16 protein-coding genes are annotated in these 17,651 nt (G+C 65.1%); 10 read left to right on the top strand and 6 right to left on the bottom strand.

Annotation, left to right across the window (positions count from 1 at the left end; translation table 11 throughout):
- Positions 1-63: 63 nt before the first annotated feature.
- Entirely contained in the window at positions 64-654 is a 591-nt protein-coding gene (locus BJF92_RS24175; protein ID WP_245294886.1) for a DUF3833 family protein, read from the bottom strand.
- A gap of 310 nt (positions 655-964) precedes the next feature.
- On the opposite strand from BJF92_RS24175, the gene BJF92_RS24170 reads away from it, so the two are divergent.
- Positions 965-2,143, top strand: coding sequence for an aminotransferase (locus BJF92_RS24170; RefSeq protein WP_075637323.1), 1,179 nt, complete (start codon positions 965-967; stop codon positions 2,141-2,143).
- 114 nt (positions 2,144-2,257) lie between these two features.
- Here BJF92_RS24170 and BJF92_RS25425 read toward each other — a convergent pair whose 3' ends face one another.
- The gene (locus BJF92_RS25425; protein ID WP_143524192.1) at positions 2,258-2,668 is read right to left on the bottom strand and encodes a hypothetical protein; all 411 of its coding nucleotides are present in this window, start codon (positions 2,666-2,668) and stop codon (positions 2,258-2,260) included.
- A gap of 132 nt (positions 2,669-2,800) precedes the next feature.
- Between BJF92_RS25425 and BJF92_RS24165 the strand changes: the two genes are divergently transcribed.
- The gene (locus BJF92_RS24165; RefSeq protein ID WP_078058365.1) at positions 2,801-4,714 is read left to right on the top strand and encodes a PAS domain-containing sensor histidine kinase; all 1,914 of its coding nucleotides are present in this window, start codon (positions 2,801-2,803) and stop codon (positions 4,712-4,714) included.
- Positions 4,715-4,823: 109 nt separating this feature from the next.
- Here BJF92_RS24165 and BJF92_RS24160 read toward each other — a convergent pair whose 3' ends face one another.
- Positions 4,824-5,222: a response regulator gene (locus BJF92_RS24160; RefSeq protein WP_075637321.1), complete on the bottom strand. Its 399-nt coding sequence runs from the start codon at positions 5,220-5,222 to the stop codon at positions 4,824-4,826.
- A 405-nt stretch (positions 5,223-5,627) separates the two neighbouring features.
- Between BJF92_RS24160 and BJF92_RS24155 the strand changes: the two genes are divergently transcribed.
- The 3 genes from BJF92_RS24155 (at position 5,628) to BJF92_RS24145 (ending at position 7,144) form a co-directional block, all read left to right on the top strand.
- Complete coding sequence (locus BJF92_RS24155; protein WP_075637320.1) at positions 5,628-6,485, top strand: FkbM family methyltransferase; 858 nt, start codon at positions 5,628-5,630, stop codon at positions 6,483-6,485.
- Between the two features lie 99 nt (positions 6,486-6,584).
- The gene (locus tag BJF92_RS24150) at positions 6,585-6,848 is read left to right on the top strand and encodes a type II toxin-antitoxin system ParD family antitoxin (protein WP_075637319.1); all 264 of its coding nucleotides are present in this window, start codon (positions 6,585-6,587) and stop codon (positions 6,846-6,848) included.
- Positions 6,845-7,144 carry a type II toxin-antitoxin system RelE/ParE family toxin gene (locus tag BJF92_RS24145; protein ID WP_075637318.1) on the top strand — a complete coding sequence of 100 codons (300 nt, stop codon included), beginning with the start codon at positions 6,845-6,847 and terminating at the stop codon, positions 7,142-7,144. Before BJF92_RS24150 ends, BJF92_RS24145 begins: the two co-directional genes overlap by 4 nt.
- A 106-nt stretch (positions 7,145-7,250) precedes the next feature.
- Here the strand turns inward: BJF92_RS24145 and BJF92_RS24140 are convergent, their stop codons facing one another.
- On the bottom strand, positions 7,251-7,733 hold the full coding sequence (locus BJF92_RS24140; protein WP_075637317.1) for a class I SAM-dependent methyltransferase: 483 nt from the start codon (positions 7,731-7,733) through the stop codon (positions 7,251-7,253).
- A 200-nt stretch (positions 7,734-7,933) separates the two neighbouring features.
- Between BJF92_RS24140 and BJF92_RS24135 the strand changes: the two genes are divergently transcribed.
- Positions 7,934-9,094 (top strand): DUF3095 domain-containing protein, encoded by a 1,161-nt coding sequence (locus tag BJF92_RS24135; protein ID WP_075637396.1) that lies wholly within the window; start codon positions 7,934-7,936, stop codon positions 9,092-9,094.
- Positions 9,095-9,101: 7 nt separating this feature from the next.
- Here the strand turns inward: BJF92_RS24135 and BJF92_RS24130 are convergent, their stop codons facing one another.
- Entirely contained in the window at positions 9,102-9,689 is a 588-nt protein-coding gene (locus tag BJF92_RS24130) for an RBBP9/YdeN family alpha/beta hydrolase (protein WP_075637316.1), read from the bottom strand.
- Between the two features lie 136 nt (positions 9,690-9,825).
- Positions 9,826-11,160, bottom strand: a complete 1,335-nt coding sequence (locus tag BJF92_RS24125; RefSeq protein ID WP_075637395.1) for a nucleotide sugar dehydrogenase — start codon at positions 11,158-11,160, stop codon at positions 9,826-9,828.
- A gap of 398 nt (positions 11,161-11,558) precedes the next feature.
- On the opposite strand from BJF92_RS24125, the gene BJF92_RS24120 reads away from it, so the two are divergent.
- The 4 genes from BJF92_RS24120 to BJF92_RS24105 are packed head-to-tail and all read left to right on the top strand — an operon-like array spanning position 11,559 to position 17,559.
- On the top strand, positions 11,559-13,463 hold the full coding sequence (locus tag BJF92_RS24120; RefSeq protein WP_075637394.1) for an ABC transporter ATP-binding protein: 1,905 nt from the start codon (positions 11,559-11,561) through the stop codon (positions 13,461-13,463).
- Positions 13,460-15,385 (top strand): ABC transporter substrate-binding protein, encoded by a 1,926-nt coding sequence (locus BJF92_RS24115; protein WP_075637315.1) that lies wholly within the window; start codon positions 13,460-13,462, stop codon positions 15,383-15,385. Before BJF92_RS24120 ends, BJF92_RS24115 begins: the two co-directional genes overlap by 4 nt.
- A gap of 3 nt (positions 15,386-15,388) precedes the next feature.
- A complete protein-coding gene (locus BJF92_RS24110; RefSeq protein WP_075637314.1) occupies positions 15,389-16,387 on the top strand; it encodes an ABC transporter permease in 999 nt (332 codons plus the stop codon).
- Complete coding sequence (locus BJF92_RS24105; protein ID WP_075637313.1) at positions 16,384-17,559, top strand: ABC transporter permease; 1,176 nt, start codon at positions 16,384-16,386, stop codon at positions 17,557-17,559. Before BJF92_RS24110 ends, BJF92_RS24105 begins: the two co-directional genes overlap by 4 nt.
- The last annotated feature ends 92 nt before the right edge of the window (positions 17,560-17,651 follow it).

Raw genomic sequence — 17,651 nt, 5'->3', positions numbered from 1 at the left:
CGAATTTGAGAAATCGCCATACGCCTTGAGCACCGGAGCGAAAATCCGAGCGTGACCTATGTTCTAACGCCCTGCCCCCTTGGTGAAATCGATCTTCACCCGTGCCACGGGGAACAGCGCCTTGAACACCGTGGCGGTGTTGACCAGCGAGCGGCCGTCCGGTGCCATTTCCAGCCGGTCGTAGAAGCGGTAGATCGCCTCCTTCTGGCCGGGATCAAGGTCGACATCGTAGCTGAAACGGGCCACACGCCCGGTGACCCTCACCGTCGCATAGCCTTTCACATCCTCTCGCGTGCCGCGATAGGTGTCGGGCCCGGTGCGGCGGAAATGCCAGGTCTTCGTCTGGCGCTCGCCATCGTCATAGGCAATGTCCTCGCGCAGGATCAGGCCATCGCGCATTACCCGGCCCTGCAGCGTGATCGTCAGCTTGCGGGTGAGCCCGTTAATGGCGTGGAACGTGCCGCTCGCCTGCGTGCGCCCGGCAAAGAAGGTTTCCATCATCGTGCGGTCATAGGCCATCCTGCGGTCATCAGCATGAGCCGCCGACGCGGTGAGGCCGATGCAAAGGCCCACGAACAGGCCCATCGACAGGCCAATGGACAGGCGGGCTGCCCGCGCGAGGCGCTGGAGCGGGCGATAAAGGTGGAGGGTCATGCTCTTCTCCTGCGGGAAAGCGGGCGCGAGCCTGGTCGCCCGCGCCTTCCGTCTACGCCACGCCGGCGGAACTGGTTCAGCGCCCAGGCCGTGCTCCGGACCTCAGGCCATGCGCCCTGGGTTAAAGCGGAGCGCGGCCGCAAATTTCTGCTGAATCGGCGTGATCGGCCATAGGATTTTCTCGCGGCTGCGATAACGTCCCCGCCATGCTCTGCCCCGCCATTTTTCTGCCGGGGTCGTGCCGCTCTGTTGCGCCCGGCCCCGCCCTTGGCGGGCCCGCCTGTTTCGCTGTCCGAAAGTCCGCTGCCCCATGCTGAAGTTCAATCCACTCGTTGCCGATCTCCCTGCCCCGCCGATCCCGCAGATCGGCGCCTGGGCGCGCGCCTATGACGGGGCGCAGGGGCCGCTTCTGGATATGAGCCAGGCCGCGCCCGGCTTTGCCCCGCCGGCAGCCCTTCTCACCGCGCTCGGCCAGGCCGCGGCCTCGCCCAAGGCAGCCGGCTACGGGCCGATTGCCGGCGAACTGGCCTTGCGCAGCGTTTACGCGGCTGAGATCTGCGCCATCTATGGGGCCGATATCGGCGCTCAGAACATTCAGATCACCGCCGGCTGCAACCAGGCCTTCGTCGCCTGCGCGCTAGCGCTGCTTGCGCCCGGCGAAACGATGCTGATGACCAATCCCTATTACTTCAACCATCAGTCGACGCTGGCCATGCTCGGCCTGCAGGTGGATCTGGTGCCGAGCGATGCCGCCTATGGCTTCCTGCCGGATCTCGAAGCGCTGGAACAGGCGATCCGGCCCGGCGTGCGCGCGCTGGCGCTGGTCTCGCCCAACAATCCGACCGGCGCGATCTATCCGCCGGATCTGCTGCTGGCGATCTTCCACCTCTGCCGACGCAAGCGCATCTGGCTGATTCTCGACGAGACCTATCGCGATTTCCTGCCGGAGGGCCATGGCGCACCACACCTGCTGCTGCGCCAGCCCGGCTGGCAGAACCATCTGATCGGCCTCTACAGCTTCTCGAAATCCTGCTGCATCCCCGGCCACCGGCTGGGCGCGATCACGGCCGGCGTGCATGCGCTGGCCCAGATCGAGAAGGTGATGGACAATCTGCAGATCTGCGCGCCGCGCGCGGCACAGATCGCGCTGGCGGCGGTGCTGCCGGATCTCAAGCCCTGGCAGGAGGAAAACCGGCGCGAGATCGCGCGGCGCAGCGTCGCCATGCGCCAGACGCTCGATGGGCTGGAGGATTGGGAGATCGTGTCGATCGGCGCCTATTTCGCCTATGTCCGCCATCCCTACCCCGATATCGCCTCCAGCTTCGTGGCGGAAAAGCTCGGCCGCATCGGGGGCGTGCTGACGGTCGCGGGCGATGTCTTCGGCGCGGTCCAGGAGGCCTATCTGCGCTTCGCCTTCGCCAATGCCCCCGTCAGCGCGATCGAGACGCTCGAGGACCGTTTGGCGCGCTTCTCCCTGCCCGGAATCTGACAGGGAATCTAAAAAAGGAGAGCCCCCGCGCGGTGCGGGAACAGGCCCAAGAAAATGCCGCGCCTAGAACCAGCCCGGGCGCGGCAACAGAGGGGAACGGAATTGGAAGGGCCGTCAGCCGATCAGGCCGCAGACCATGGCGGCCACAAAGGCGAACGAGCCGAGAAGTGCAACGGTGCGCGTCACATCCGCAAGGCTCGGGCCTGGGCCCGCCGGGGATGCGATCACAGATCGATGAAGCGGAAGCATCTGCTTGACGCTGTTCATGGGAACCTCCTTAAGTGCCCCCGGCCCGGTGTCGGGCGCGGTCTTGATCACGTCGCTTAAGATTTCTAAAAATCCATCGATTAAATAGAAAATAGAATCCAAAGTTCCGTCCACGGGGGAAAAATTCGCCCGGCCGCTAAAAGATCCGGGGCGCAGCCTGGCAAGCGGCGCTTGCTGCCAAACGATAATCGTGCCTCGGCGCAGCTTTTCATGAAAAGGGCGGCTTTGCGCGCGCGCAAATCGCAGCGTCCGCCTCATGACAGACCCGAAGCCCCGCCTATATGGTGATGAGCCTGTCGCATCCGGGTTTGCTCCGGGCCTGGCGGCCATCCCTGGCCGCAAGGCAGCCATGCCCTTTTGCAGGCGGATGCAAGTATTTGAAAGGTCTGCATGACATCGTCTTCGCTTCTGTTTCCCGCGGCCGGGAGCGCCCTGCCCCGACGGTTGGCCGCAAGCGAATGTCTTGCGCTGTTTGATGGACATGACTGGGCGGGCACCGCGCTCGGGCCTTTTTCAGCCTGGCCCGAGGCGCTGAAGACGGCCGCGCGCCTCGTCATGTCCTCCGCCACAGCCATGGCGCTCCTGGCCGGCCCTCAAGGCGTGACGATCTATAACGACGCCTATGCGCTGATTGCCGGACAGCGCCATCCGGACGCCTTTGGCGCGGAGATCTGCGCGAGCTGGCCGGAGGCCGCCGGTTTCAACGGGCAGGTGCTGGCGCAGGTGTTTGCCGGTGAAACGCTGCATTTTGCCGAGGAGGCCATGACGGTGATGCGCAATGGCGCACCCGAAGCGGTCTGGTTCGATCTCGACTACCATCCCGTCTATGACGAAGACGGCCGGGTGCTGGCGGCGATGGCCATGGTTTCGGAAACGACCAACAGCGTGCGCACCGCCCGCGCACTCGTCGCCAGCCGCGAACAGCTGTCGCTGGCGCTCAGCGCTTCGGCGGTGGTCGGCATCTGGGACTGGCGGCTCGATCAGAACCGGGTCTATACCGACAGCCATTTCGCTGACATGTATGGCGTCGAAGGCGACACATCGGATGGCGGGGCGCCGATCGAGGCTTTTCTCGACGGCATCGATCCACAGGACAAGCCGCAGCTCCTTGCCAAGATCCAGAATTCGGTGGAAACGGGCGCGCATTTCTCGGCGGAATATCGCCTGCGCGGGGCGGACGGCGCCGTGCGCTGGGTTCTGGCCGAGGGCCAACCAATCCTGAACGAGCACGGCATCTGCCAGCGCCTGCCGGGTATCGCCATCGACATTACCCAGCAAAAGCGGGCGGCGGAAGAAGCCGCGCGGTCCGAGGCGGGCTTCCGTATCCTGGCAGACACCATGCCGCAGATCGTCTGGTCGACGCGGCCGGACGGCTATCACGACTATTACAATGCGCGCTGGTACGAATTCACCGGCACCGCCCCCGGCTTTACCGAGGGTGATGGATGGAACGGCATGTTCCATGAGGATGACCGCGAGCGTGCCTGGGCGGCCTGGCGCCATTGCCTGGAGACGGGCGACCCCTATCAGATCGAATATAGGCTGCGCCATCATTCCGGCGTCTATCGCTGGGTGCTGGGCCGCGCTTTGCCGATGCGCGACGAGGCCGGCAGGATCCTGCGCTGGTACGGCACCTGCACCGACATTCACGAGGCCAAGCTCGCCCAGGCGGAACGTGATGTCGTCAACCACGAGCTCAGCCATCGCATCAAGAACATCTTCTCCGTGCTGAGCAGCATCATCAGCCTCTCGGCGCGCGCCGCGCCGGAAGCGCGCGCCTTTGCCGACCAGCTGCGCCGGCGGATCGATGCCATGGGCCGGGCGCATGATTTCGTCCGCCCGCAAAGCCATAGCGCCGCCGTCGCCGGCCAGGACATCACCATTTTCGGCCTGATCAGGCTGCTGCTCGAGCCCTATTCGGCCGATGACGCTCCGCTGCCTGTACGGTTCGAGGGCGAGGATGCGGCAATCGGCGATGGCGCGGCGACGCCCCTGGCGCTGCTGATCCATGAACTCGCCACCAACTCCGCCAAATATGGCGCCCTGGCCGAACAGGGCGGAGACCTTCTGATCCGGGGCGAACGCATCGACAGCCGCTACCGGCTGATCTGGACGGAAAAGCTGCCCCGTGACGATCTCGTCGCGCCGCAGCGCCAGGGCTTCGGCTCGCGCCTGATGTCGATCAGTGTCGAAGGGCAGCTATCGGGAACGCTGACGCGGCGGTTTGAAAGCGACGGGGTGACGGTCGAGGCGCAGTTCCCCTTAACGGCGCTGGCGCGCAGCAGTCAGATGCCGAAGGCTTGAGGGATCTTAATGGCGCCGAGAGCAATCCATTCGGAGGATGTCGTGTTCGATGCCCTGTGCGCTGCAGGTGATGGCGAAAACAGATCGTTTGCGCCTGCGCCGCATCGCTTCAATTGAAGACCCTGAGCCCGCGGGGCGCCCGCGCAGCCTGCGCCTTGCGCAGTGCGACGGTGTATTCCACCGCCTGCTTGAGCTGATCCTCGCCCACGGGCTTGGGCAGCACACCGACGGTACCGGGAATGCCATTGCCGAGCAGGCCGGGATTGGCGGTCATGAAGAGCACGGTCAGCCCATGCTGTTCGGCGAGCAGCCGGCCGATCTCGGGCCCGGTCGTGCCATCGAGAAGGTTGAGATCGACGAAGGCGACGTCGGCATAGGGGGCGAGCTTGAGCGCGGTCGGCTTGTCGGGGGCGATGCCCACGGCATGATGACCAAGCTCTTCGACGACATACTCGATTTCTGTGGCCACGAAGACCTCGTCTTCCACCACCAGGATACGGCAACCCATGCGCGACACTCACTTTAAACCCCGGACGCCGCACTGCCCGTGCACGCGCCTGTCTGCCCCAGACCTTCGCTAACGCAACATCCTGATAAAGGTTCCGGCAGAAAACACCCGCGCCGACCGCTATGATGAACGGCCGCTCCGTGGCAGAAAGCCTCTTGCCGCTGCGCCGGGAAACAGCCCGCCCGGGGAATGGTTCCGGCGCAGCGGTCTCGCCTGCAAGGCCTCTTTTCGCTCTCAAGAGCATCGGACTGAAAACCATACGCAGCCTGATGCTCCTGAATTTTGTTTTTGCATCGGATTTTGCCGAAAACCGGTTTCCACTTTTCGGTCCGATGCTCCAGCCATTCCCGCAGCGAAGCCGGATGCGGCTTCGAGGTGAAGGGCTCTCAACATCGGGCAGGACCCATGAAAAGTTTCAAGCGTCGCCTGCGCAAGATCCGCAACCGGATCGCCCGGCGCCTCTTCGACACGCGCTATGGCCGCGAACTCCTGGTGCAGGGCATCAGCCCGCGCGTCCTGTCCATGACCGCCGATTGCGGCGACCACCGCATGACCTTCTCGCCGCACGACTATATCGGCCGCAAGATCTACCGGAAGGGTCATTTCGAGCGCGATCATGTCGACCGTCTCATGGCCGTGCTCGAAGCGCGCGGCCTGCTGCGCCCCGAAACAGTACTGCTCGAACTCGGCGGCAATATCGGCACGCAGACCCTCTATTTCGCGCTGACCGGGCGGTTTCGCCAGATCGTCACCGTCGAGCCCGATCCGCGCAATCTCGCCTTTCTGGAAACCAATATCCGCCAGAACGGGTTTGAGGGGCGCATCCGCGTCGCCCCTTGCGCGGCCGGGGCCGAGGGCGGCACGCTGGATTTTTTCCAGCATGCCGGCAATTCCGGCAAGAGCAGCGCGCTTGCCGCCGGCGGCGGCACCACGCGCATTGCCGTGCCGGTGAAGACAGTGCCGGAGATCCTGACGGAGGCGCAGGTCTCCGTGGATGCGGTCGGCCTCGTCTGGATGGACATTGAGGGCTACGAACCGGCGGCGATCGCCGCCATGGAACCGCTTCTGGCGCGGCGCACGCCGATCTATCTGGAGTTTTCCCCAGTCTTCTACGGCCCCGCCGGCGCCGCAGCGCTCAGGGACAAGCTCGCCCGCCATTACGAGAACGGCCTGATCTTTCGCGAGGACGGCCGGCAGGAACCGGTGACCATCAGGGCGCTTCCGGTGGACGAGCCGCAATTCGACGTGCTGTTGCTGCCATGAACCAGAGCTGACGCGGTCAGCAAGTCACGGCCCCGCGGCCAGGCAACTTGCTAACAGTTATCAGGTCGTGGCATAAATGGGGGACAAGGAGTGTCCGCCATGGCAAGCAGTGCAAACCTGGGCGACAGGCTTGAAGGCTATGTCAGCGAGCTGGTGAAAACGGGCCGCTACAATTCGCGCAGCGAAGTGCTGCGGGAAGGCGTTCGGCTGGTCGAAGAACGGGAAAAGCGCCTGGCTGCGCTCGATGCTGCCATCGCGCGTGGCCTTGCGGATGTGGACGCCGGACGGGTCAAACCTGTCGAAGAGGTTGCCGAGCGCCTGCGCGCCAAATATCGCAAAATGGGGGAAGATCGCGGCTTGTGATCGTCGTCATCACCGACGAAGCCGAGGCCGACCTCGAACATATCGGCGACCATATCGCGGCCAACAATCCGCGGCGGGCCGAGACTTTCGTGCAGGAACTGACGGAGCGATGCCTTCGGCTGGCGGAAATGCCCCGCGCATACCCGCTGGTCCCGCGCTACGAACAGACCGGCTTTCGCCGCCGACCTTATGGCGACTATGTGATCTTCTATCGGATAGGCACCGAGACCATCGACGTGCTGCACGTCGTTCACGGCGCGCAAGATTACGAGGCGATCCTGTTTCCTGTCGCGTGAAAGCCCGCACACGGCGCTGGAGCGCTTGTCTTGGCGCATGGCGTCATCGCAATGCCAGTGAAAGCTGTTGCACGCCATCGTTGACGTTTCGTTCTGAAAACTGTGATCACCGCCGGCGGTAGAGGTGATAGCGCCCCGGGCGGATGCCTGAGGGCAGCGGCAGGGGCTCAAGGGCAGGATGATCGAGCGGCAGGCCGCTGGCGGCGATGCCGCCAGGGGCGAGCGCGTCGGCAAGGCCGTCGGGTAGCCAGGTGATCGTCTGCGCATCGACCTCGGGATAGGCCGTGCCGATATCGGCATGGGCGAAGACGGCGCCGATGCCGGCCACCTCACCGATGGTCTCGTTGATCTCGCCCAGGATCAGATCGCCATCCCCCGGCGTGGAGGCGGGATGCGCGCCGAGCGCCCGGTCGAAGGCGATGATGCGGTAGCCGGGGAAGTTCTCGCGGATATGGTCGAAGGTGCGGCCATTGCCCAGACCCACTTCAAGGATCACCCCTTCGGCGGCCGGCAGGCCGAGATCGCGCACATGGTTCAGAATGTCGCGCTGGGCCTGGACCCTGTGGATGAAGCTGTCGAGACGGCTCATGACGGTCTTTCCTTGACGAAGCGGCCTTTTGATCTTTCACGGCGGTGGTAGACCATCCGCCCCCGCCGGTCCATGCCTCTGCCGATCCATGCCTGCCAGCAGAGGCGCTTGCCCCTCGTCCGTTGCCGCCGCCCATCGGCGCTTTCCCTCGCGGTGACGGCTATCGCCGCGCGCAGCGATCGCCTATCGTGTCCGCCACCATGTCGAGCGAAACCTTCTTTTCCACGTTGCCGGTTTTCACCCGCTTCGCCGGGGTCACCGACGCCGCCCATTATCGCCCGCTGCCGGATGACTGGTGGCTGGCGACGGCGGATATCGTCGATTCGACCGGGGCGATCGAGGCCGGACGCTACAAGACGGTCAATATGGCCGGCGCCAGCGTCATTTCCGCCGTGCTGAACGGGCTCGGCCGCCATGACCTGCCCTTCGTTTTCGGCGGCGACGGGGCGCTGGTGGCCGTGCCGGCATCTGGCAGGCAAGCGGCGGCGGCCGCGCTGGCCGCCTGCGCCACCTGGGCGCGCGAAGAGCTGTCGCTGACGATGCGGGTCGCCATGCTCGATGTCGCCGCCATCCGCGCGGCGGGTCATGATGTCCGCGTGGCGCGCTTCCAGGCAAGCGAGATGGTGTCCTACGCCATGTTTTCCGGCGGCGGGGCGCATTATGCGGAAATGCGGATGAAGGCGGGCGACAACGCCATTGCGCCCGCCCCGCCCGGCACGCGGCCGGATCTTTCCGGCCTTTCCTGCCGCTGGAACCCGATCCGCGCCCGTCACGGGCTGATCGTCTCGATCATCGCCGTGCCGGGTCCGGCAAACGACGTGGCCGCCTTCGAGGCGCTGGTCGCCCGCATCATCGCGATCGCCTCCATGCTGGAGCGCGACGGCCATCCCGTCGCCCCCGAAGGCCCCGCGCTCGGCCTGTCGAGCGAGGGGCTGGCGACGGAGATCAAGGCGCGGGCGAAGGGCGAGCCCGCCTGGCGGCGGTGGCTGCGCATTACCGGCGAATATGTCCTCAGTTCGACCCTGGTGCGCCTAGGCCGCAATCTCGGCGGCTTCGACGCCCGCCGCTATCGTCGCGATGTCGGCGACAATTCCGACTTCCGCAAATTCGACGACGGGCTGAAGATGACGATCGACATCGACGTTACAAGGCTGGAGCGCATCGAGGCGGCGCTCAAGGCGGCAGAAGCGCAAGGCGTCTGCCGCTACGGCCTGCACCGGCAGGATGAGGCGCTGATCACCTGCTTCGTGCCCACACCGCTCCAGCGCGACCACATGCACTTCATCGACGGCGCCGCCGGCGGCTACGCCCAGGCGGCGAGCCGGCTGAAGCAGACGCCGGAGCCTGCATCGGCGCTGTAAGGACGGATCAGGCGACCGCTTGCGGAAGCGGCAGCCGGTCGACAATTTCAGGCAATTCCGTAACCCCCTCGGAGGCGAGAAAATGCCCGGCGCCGGGACGCTCGATCTCCGCCGTGTTCAGCGCGGCGGCCAGTGCCCGGGAATAGGCGGGATCGACGATCGTGTCGTTGTCGGAATAGATCGACAGGCGGACATCCGTCATGCGCTTCAAAGCGTCATAGTCCAATGGCTCTGTGGTGAAGTCGTCCAGGTCGGGCAAATTGGGAAGCGGCCGGTCGAAGCCGGAGACCAGCACATAGCCACCAATTCTGGCGCCGGCAGGCAAGCGCGAAAGATGGCGCAGCAGCGTGATGCAGCCGAGGCTGTGGCCGATGAACAGCGTGGTTTCATCCGGCTCAGGCAGCAGCACCTGCAGCGTCTCGGCCCAGACGTCGGGGCGTGGCGCCTGCGACTCCGGCATGGCGGCGATTGTGACGTCAAGGCCGCGCTGCTCGAGCGCACGGCCAAGCCAGGGAAACCAGTGGGCGGAGGGATTGGCCATATAGCCATGCACGATCACGGCCTTCGCCAGCGCTACTTTCTCACGTTCCGGCATCACGCGCACCTTTTCGTCCCATCGAATATGCCCCGATGGGTTTAAGCCCGGCCCAGCGGGGGAACAAGATCCATTATTTTTGGCGCCTCATCCCGAAGCGCTGGACTCAATGCCCTTTGCGTCGGCACGAACCGCCTCACGCCTTGATGATCCGCTCGCTCGCCAGCCCGCGCCGAGCGAAGGCGTTGCGCGTGTCGATGATCACGGGCACGGCGAGCAGTGCGGCATAGTCGATCTCGTCGTGATCGGTCGCCACCAGAACCGCATCGAAGCCGGCCAGCGTCTCCGGCGTCAGATCCACCGATTGCCGGCCTTTCAGCGCCATATATTCCCGCGTCTTCGGGATCTCCGCGACATGCGGATCGTGATAGGCCGCCTTACCGCCGCGCTCCTCGATGATCTCGATCAGCTTCAGCGAGGGGCTTTCGCGGATGTCAGGCACGTTCTTCTTGTAGGCGAGACCGATCACCAGCACCCGCGCGCGGCTCAGCGCCTTGCCCGAGCGGATGTCCAGCGCCTCGGCCAGCCGCCCGACGACATGGCGCGGCATGGCGGAATTGATCTCGCCCGCCAGCTCGATGAAGCGCGTCGGCAGCTCGAACTCGCGCGATTTCCAGGTGAGGTAGAAGGGATCGATCGGGATGCAGTGACCGCCGAGGCCCGGCCCGGGATAGAAGGGCATATAGCCGAAGGGCTTGGTCTTGGCGGCGTCCACCACCTCCCAGATGTCGATGCCCATGGCGTCGAACAGCACCTTCAGCTCGTTGACCAGCGCGATATTGACAGCGCGGAAGATGTTCTCGGTCAGCTTCACCGCTTCGGCGGTCTGGGTGGTGGAGACGGGCACCACCTTGTCGACCACGGCGCCATAGAAGGCGGCCAGCACCCGGCAGGCCGCCTCGCCCTCGCCGGCGACGATCTTCGGGATCACCGTCGTGTGGAAGTCGCGGTTGCCGGGGTCCTCGCGCTCGGGCGAGAAGCCGAGCAGGAAATCGCGGCCGCAGATGAGCCCCGTCTCCTCCAGGATCGGCTGCAGCACCTCGCGCGTCGTGCCGGGATAGGTGGTGGATTCCAGCACGATCACCTGACCGGGGCGCAGGCGCGCGGCAATCGCCCGGGTGGTGGCGGTGACGAAGGAAAGATCGGGATCGCGATGGCGCGTGAGCGGCGTCGGCACGCAGATGACGACGATGTCACAGTCCGACAGAAGATCGAAATCGCTGGCGGCACGGAAGCGGCCGGCGGCAACCTCCGCCTGAAGCGCCGCATCCGTCACCGCCTCGATATAGGAGCGGCCGGCCTCGATGGCCGTGATCTTCGGCGGGTCGATGTCGAAACCCGTCACGAAAAAGCCGCGCGCCGCCGTGGCCACCGCAAGCGGCAGGCCGACATAGCCCAGACCGATGACGCCGGCGCGGGCCGTGCGGCTGTCGATCGACTGGAGAAGGCGGTCCAGGTCAAACTTCGGCATGGGGGCGCCGGCGGCGGCGGCATGCCCGGTGGGCGCATCAGCAAAGGGGGCGGACATGGACGGTTCCCGGGTTCAAAGGGGTCGGCAGTCAAAAGGATAGGCAGGCAAAGAGAGGCCGGACCCGACGGCCCGCGCTGAAGGTCAGTTGGAAGTTGGATGTGGCGCTGTCAAGGCAGTCGGCGCATCCGCCCCGCGCAAGTGCCTGTCGACCTCGGTCCGGGGCTGCCGCAAAGACCTTGCCGCATCCGGCGGAACAAATTCGGCCGGGATGCCTTGTGGCGAAAAGGTGGCGGTGTGGACACTGTCATAGTCGTCCGCTAGTGTCCGCGAATATTTGGTAGCGCAGGCGGCATGAGACCATGCCGGACGCCGCCTTCATGGAGAAGGAAAGCCTTGGCATGACGCTTGGCGCGGATCTTTTGCGGATCGAGGATCTGACCGTGTCCTTCTCGATGTTCGGCGGCGCTGTGGAGGCCGTGCGTGGCGCCAGCCTGCGCGTTTTGCCGGGCAAGGTGACCGCGCTGGTCGGCGAGTCCGGCTCCGGCAAGTCGGTGATCAGCCAAGCGGTGATGGGCATCTTGCCGCCCTCGGCGTCCGCTGGCGGCCGTATCCTCTTCGACGACCCGTCGCTGTCCGGCGGCCCGATCGATCTCATTCCCCTGCCGCGCGACGGCCAGCCGATCCGCGGCCTGCGCGGCAACCGCATGGGCATGATCTTCCAGGAGCCGATGACCTCGCTCTCGCCGCTGCACACGATCGGCAACCAGATCGGCGAGAGCCTGGCGCTGCACAAGGGCGCGACCAAGGCGGAGCAGCGCGAGCGCACCGAGGAGATGCTGTCGCTGGTCGGCTTCACCAATCCCAAGCGCGCCATCGACATGTATCCTTTCGAGCTGTCGGGCGGCATGCGCCAGCGCGCCATGATCGCCATGGCGCTGATCTGCGGCCCCTCGCTGCTGATTGCCGATGAGCCGACCACCGCGCTCGACGTGACCATTCAGGCGCAGATCCTGCATCTCCTGCGCGGCCTGCAACAGCAGTTCGACATGGCCATGCTGCTGATCACCCATGATCTCGGCGTCGTCGCCAACATGGCCGACGAGGTGGTGGTGATCTATCACGGCGAGATCATGGAGGCCGGGCCGGTCGAGGATATCTTCCGCCGGCCGAGCCATCCCTATCTCAAGGGCCTGATGGCCGCCGTGCCGCATTTCGACATGAAGCCCGGCGAGCGGCTGAAAGCGCTGCGCGAGGTGCCGGTGAAGGCCGAGGCGCTGCTTGGCCGCACGGCCGGCGCACGGCCGAAAGCGCCGGCGGCAGCTGCAGGCGACGTGCTTCTGTCGGTGCGTGGTCTCGCCAAGACCTACACCACCCGCAAATCCGGCTGGTTCGGCAAGGGCGAGGCCAGCGCCATGCGCGCGGTCGACGATGTCAGCTTCGATATCCGGCGCGGCGAATGTCTCGGGCTGGTCGGCGAATCCGGCTGTGGCAAGACCACCGTCAGCAAGATCCTGATGCGCGGGGTGACCGCCGATTCCGGCTCGGTGACGCTCCACAGCCAGGACGGGCCGATCGATCTCCTGGCCGCGCGCGGTGCCGCGCTCGACCGGCTGCGCACCCGGGTGCAGATGGTGTTCCAGGATCCGGTCTCCTCGCTTTCGCCGCGCATGACCGTGCAGAACATCCTGACGGAACCGCTGGAGATCCACGGTCGCGGCGATGCCCCCGCGCGCCGCGAAACCGCCAAGGCACTGCTGAAAGCCATCGGCCTCGACAAGCGCCACCTCAACCGCTACCCACACAGCTTCTCCGGCGGCCAGCGCCAGCGCATCGGCATCGCCCGCGCGCTCGCGCTCGGACCGGAGCTGCTGATCTGCGACGAGCCGGTCTCCGCACTCGACGTCTCTGTGCAGGCGCAGATCCTCAATCTTCTGAAGGACCTGCAGGCCGAGCTGGGGCTGACCTATCTCTTCATCTCCCACAATCTCGCGGTCGTGGACTATATGGCCGACCGGATCGCGGTGATGTGCGCCGGCCGCATCGTCGAGCTCGCCCCGCGCGAGCGGCTGATGCGCAATCCCGTGCACCCCTACACCAAGGCGCTGCTCGCCGCCGTGCCCTTCCCCGATCTCGACAAGCCGCTGGATTTCGACGCGCTGAAGAAGAGCGGCGCGGCCAGCCAGCAGCGCTGGGAAAAGGCCTTCTCCGACGAGGATGAGGGGCCGCTGACCAAGATCGAGATTGCCGAGGGTCATTGGGTGCTGGCGCGGCCGAATGCCGATTTCCGGGAGCTGTGCGCATGATCACCCGCCGCCTGACCCTTTCGCTTCTGGCCGGCGCAGCGCTGACCCCTGCCTTCACCCGCCTGTCGCGGGCGGCCGGCACGCCTGGCGACGAGCCGCAGCCGCTGGCCGAAGCCGTGACCAAGGGCGAGATGCCGCCGATGGCCGAGCGCGTGCCGAAGGCGCCGCGCGTGATCAATCTCGCGGCGATGGGCCGCAAGCCCGGCGTCTATGGCGGCACGGTGCGGATGATCATCGGCAGCCAGAAGGACATCCGGCTGATGACGATCAACGGCTATGCCCGCCTGGTCGGCTATACGCAGGAGCTGCAATTCCAGGCCGATATCCTCGAGCGCTACGAGGAAGAGGAAGGCCGGATCTTCACCTTCCATCTGCGCGAAGGGCATCGCTGGTCGGATGGCCATCCGGTGACCTCGGAAGATTTCCGCTATACCTGGGAGGACGTCGTTCTCAACGAGGATCTGCGCAAGGGCGGCGTGCAGCGCGAGCTTCTGGCCGAGGGCAAGCCGCCGCGCTTCGAGGTGATCGACGAGCGCACCGTGCGCTACAGCTGGGATGCGCCCAATCCCGATTTCCTGCCCTCGCTCGCCGCCGCCTCGCCGCTGACCCTGCTTCTGCCCGCGCATTACATGAAGCAGTTCCACAAGAAATATGTCAGCGAAGACGACCTGAAGGCGAAGATGAAGGCGGCCCGCGTCAAGAAATGGGCCGATCTGCACATCAAGATGTCGCGTCAGTACCGGCCGGAAAACCCCGACCTACCGACGCTCGATCCCTGGCGCAACACCACCGCGCTGCCAGCCGAGCAGTTCATCTTCGATCGCAACCCCTATTTCCACCGCGTGGACGAGAACGGGCGGCAATTGCCCTATATCGACCGTTTCGTGCTGAACATTTCCTCGGCCGGCATCATTCCCGCCAAGGCCGGCGCCGGTGAAGCGGACCTGCAGGTCTCCGGCATCGATTTCATCGACTATGCCTTCCTGAAGGATTCGGAAAAGCGCTATCCGGTCAAGGTCAATCTGTGGAAGCGCACGCTCGGCTCACGCGTGGCGCTGCTGCCCAATCTCAATTGCGGCGATCCGGTCTGGCAGGGCCTGTTTCGCGATGTGCGGATGCGCCGGGCGCTGTCGCTCGCCATCAACCGTCACGAGATCAACATGGCCGCCTTCTACGGCCTGGGCAAGGAGAGCGCCGACACCATCCTGCCGGAGAGCCCGCTGTTCCGGCCGGAATATGCCAAGGCCTGGTCGTCCTATGATCCCGCCACGGCCAACAGGCTTCTGGACGAGCTGGGCCTGACGGACCGCGACGGCGACGGCATGCGGCTTCTGCCGGATGGCCGCGTGGCGCGCATCGTGGTGGAGACGGCCGGCGAAAGCAATCTCGACACCGACGTGCTGGAACTGATCACCGATCACTGGGCCAAGGTCGGCATCCCCCTGTTCATCAAGACCTCCCAGCGCGAGGTGTTCCGCAACCGCGCCATGGGCGGCGACATCATGATGGCCATGTGGCTCGGCCTCGACAATGGGGTGCCCACCGCCGACATGAACCCCGGCGAGCTGGCGCCCAGCGCCGATTCGCAGCTGCAATGGCCCGTCTGGGGCATGCATCATCTCTCGCTCGGACAGTTCGGCCATGCGCCGGAACTGCCCGAGGCCCAGAAGCTGGTGGATCTGCTCAAGGAGTGGAAGCGCACCACGACGACGCTCGAGCGCGCGGCGATCTGGCACGAGATGCTGGCGATCTACACCGACCAGGTCTTCTCGATCGGCATCGTCAACGGCACGCTGCAGCCGCTCGTCTATTCGGCGCGCATGAACAACGTGCCGGAAAACGGGCTCTACGGCTTCGAGCCGACCTGCTATCTCGGCATCTACATGATGGACACCTTCTGGTATGGCGACAGTGTGAGCTGATCGATGCTGCGATATATTTGCTGGCGCATCGCCGCCATGGTCCCCACCCTCCTCATCATCTCAGCCCTCGTCTTCACCATCATCGAACTTCCGCCCGGCGATTATTTCGAGAGCTATGTCTCGGAGATGCGCGCCCAGGGCGAAGGCGTCGACATGGCCGAGATCGAGGCGCTGCGCGCCGAATATGGCTTCGACCAGCCGCCGGTCATGCGCTATTTCCACTGGGTCGCCGGCATGCTGCATGGCGATTTCGGTTATTCCTTCGAATATCAGCTGCCGGTGAGCGATGTGGTGGGCGACCGTCTCTGGCTGACCGTGCTGGTCTCCTTCGTCACCATCCTCGTGACCTGGCTGATCGCCTTTCCGATCGGCATCTATTCGGCCACGCACCAATATAGCTGGGGCGATTATGGGCTGACCTTCCTTGGCCTGCTCGGCCTCGCCATCCCGAACTTCCTGATGGCGCTGATCCTGATGTATTTCGCCAATATCTGGTTCGGCACCTCGATCGGCCATTTGATGGACCAGAAATATCTGTCCGAGCCGATGAGCTGGGAGAAGGCCAAGTCGATCCTCGAACATCTCTGGATCCCGGTCCTCATCATCGGCACGGCGGGTACGGCGGGCATGATCCGCCGGCTGCGCGCCAACCTGCTGGACGAGCTGCAGCGCCAATATGTCGTGACCGCACGCGCCAAGGGGCTGCATCCCTTCCGCGCGCTGGTGAAGTATCCGCTGCGCATGGCGCTGAACTTCTTCATTTCCGATATCGGCTCGATCCTGCCGGCAATCATCTCCGGCGCGGAAATCACCGCAATCGTCCTTTCGCTGGAAACGACCGGGCCGATGCTGATCAAGGCGCTGCAGAGCCAGGACATGTATCTGGCGGGCTCCTTCCTGATGTTTCTCGCCTTCCTCACCGTCATCGGCGTGCTGATTTCCGATATCGCGCTCGCCTTCCTCGATCCGCGCATCCGCCTGCAGGGAGGCAGCCGCAAATGACGCTGTCGCTCCCCGAACCCGGCGCACCGCTCAGCCACTACGTGTCCGACAAGCCCTTCGACCCGATGTCGGTCGAGGCCATGAGCCAGAAGCAGTCGGAGATCTACGAAGCCTCGCAGCTTCGGCTGATGTGGTGGAAGTTCAAGAAGCACAGGCTGGCGCTGGCCTCGCTGGTCTTCCTTGTCGCCGCCTATCTGATGATCATGGTGGTGGAGTTCCTCGCCCCCTACAATCTTCACACCCGCAATGTGGAGAGGATCTACGCCCCGCCGCAGTCCGTGCATCTGTTCCACGACGGCGCCTTTGTCGGCCCCTTCGTCTATGGCCGCGCGTTGACGCTCGACATGGACACGCTGCGCCGCGTCTATACCGAGGATCGCGGCAAGGTGGAGAAGCTGCGCTTCTTCTGCAAAGGGGATACCTACCGCTTCTGGGGGCTGGTGGAGGCCGACCGCCATCTGGTTTGTCCGGCGGAAGGCAGCGATTTCTTTCTGTTCGGCAGCGACCGGCTGGGCCGCGACGTGCTCTCGCGCATCCTTTACGGCGCCCGCATCTCGCTCACCATCGGCCTGCTCGGCGTCAGCATGGCCTTCGTGCTCGGCATCGTCATCGGCGGTCTGGCCGGCTATCACGGCGGGATTTTCGACCTCATCGTCCAGCGGGTGATCGAGGTGCTGCAATCCATCCCCAGCATTCCGCTGTGGATGGCGCTGGCGGCGATCATGCCGGTGACCTGGAGCCCGATCGTCATCTATCTCGGCATCACCTGTATTCTCGGCCTGCTCGACTGGACGGGGCTGGCGCGCGCCGTGCGCTCCAAGCTTCTGGCGCTGCGCGAGGAGGACTATGTTCTGGCCGCGCAGCTGATGGGCGCGCGGCCGGGGCGCATCATCGGCCGGCATCTGGTGCCGGGCTTCCTGTCGCATCTGATCGCCAGCGCCACCATGTCGATCCCGGCCATGATCCTGGGCGAGACCGCGCTCAGCTTCCTCGGCCTCGGCCTGCGTCCGCCGATCACGAGCTGGGGCATTCTGCTCACGGAAGCGCGAAGCGTCAGTGTGATCGCCTTCTATCCCTGGCTGCTCATTCCCACAATTCCCGTGATTCTCGTGATCCTCGCGTTCAACTTTTTGGGCGATGGACTACGCGACGCGGCCGATCCCTATAAATAACATTGCAGTGCGGTATCCGCTGCGGCAAGACGCGTGCTCCGACGCGTCCTCCCCCTTGCGCCCCGCCGGCCGAACAACCTCGCCTGGACCTT

The organism is Xaviernesmea rhizosphaerae, assembly GCF_001938945.1.
Classification (GTDB): domain Bacteria; phylum Pseudomonadota; class Alphaproteobacteria; order Rhizobiales; family Rhizobiaceae; genus Xaviernesmea; species Xaviernesmea rhizosphaerae.
The sequence above is the reverse complement of the archived record's forward strand: the minus strand, read 5'-3'. Positions and strand labels throughout refer to the sequence as shown.

Excerpts from the sequence above, each read along its gene's own strand:
- BJF92_RS24105 (WP_075637313.1), top strand. The coding sequence starts at position 16,384 with ATGACGCTGTCGCTCCCCGAACCCGGCGCACCGCTCAGCCACTACGTG.
- BJF92_RS24115 (WP_075637315.1), top strand. The coding sequence starts at position 13,460 with ATGATCACCCGCCGCCTGACCCTTTCGCTTCTGGCCGGCGCAGCGCTG.
- BJF92_RS24130 (WP_075637316.1), bottom strand. The coding sequence starts at position 9,689 with ATGCCGGAACGTGAGAAAGTAGCGCTGGCGAAGGCCGTGATCGTGCAT.
- BJF92_RS24155 (WP_075637320.1), top strand. The coding sequence starts at position 5,628 with ATGAAAAGTTTCAAGCGTCGCCTGCGCAAGATCCGCAACCGGATCGCC.
- BJF92_RS24125 (WP_075637395.1), bottom strand. The coding sequence starts at position 11,160 with ATGCCGAAGTTTGACCTGGACCGCCTTCTCCAGTCGATCGACAGCCGC.
- BJF92_RS25425 (WP_143524192.1), bottom strand. The coding sequence starts at position 2,668 with ATGAGGCGGACGCTGCGATTTGCGCGCGCGCAAAGCCGCCCTTTTCAT.
- BJF92_RS24170 (WP_075637323.1), top strand. The coding sequence starts at position 965 with ATGCTGAAGTTCAATCCACTCGTTGCCGATCTCCCTGCCCCGCCGATC.
- BJF92_RS24160 (WP_075637321.1), bottom strand. The coding sequence starts at position 5,222 with ATGGGTTGCCGTATCCTGGTGGTGGAAGACGAGGTCTTCGTGGCCACA.
- BJF92_RS24175 (WP_245294886.1), bottom strand. The coding sequence starts at position 654 with ATGACCCTCCACCTTTATCGCCCGCTCCAGCGCCTCGCGCGGGCAGCC.
- BJF92_RS24120 (WP_075637394.1), top strand. The coding sequence starts at position 11,559 with ATGACGCTTGGCGCGGATCTTTTGCGGATCGAGGATCTGACCGTGTCC.
- BJF92_RS24110 (WP_075637314.1), top strand. The coding sequence starts at position 15,389 with ATGCTGCGATATATTTGCTGGCGCATCGCCGCCATGGTCCCCACCCTC.
- BJF92_RS24135 (WP_075637396.1), top strand. The coding sequence starts at position 7,934 with ATGTCGAGCGAAACCTTCTTTTCCACGTTGCCGGTTTTCACCCGCTTC.
- BJF92_RS24165 (WP_078058365.1), top strand. The coding sequence starts at position 2,801 with ATGACATCGTCTTCGCTTCTGTTTCCCGCGGCCGGGAGCGCCCTGCCC.
- BJF92_RS24140 (WP_075637317.1), bottom strand. The coding sequence starts at position 7,733 with ATGAGCCGTCTCGACAGCTTCATCCACAGGGTCCAGGCCCAGCGCGAC.
- BJF92_RS24150 (WP_075637319.1), top strand. The coding sequence starts at position 6,585 with ATGGCAAGCAGTGCAAACCTGGGCGACAGGCTTGAAGGCTATGTCAGC.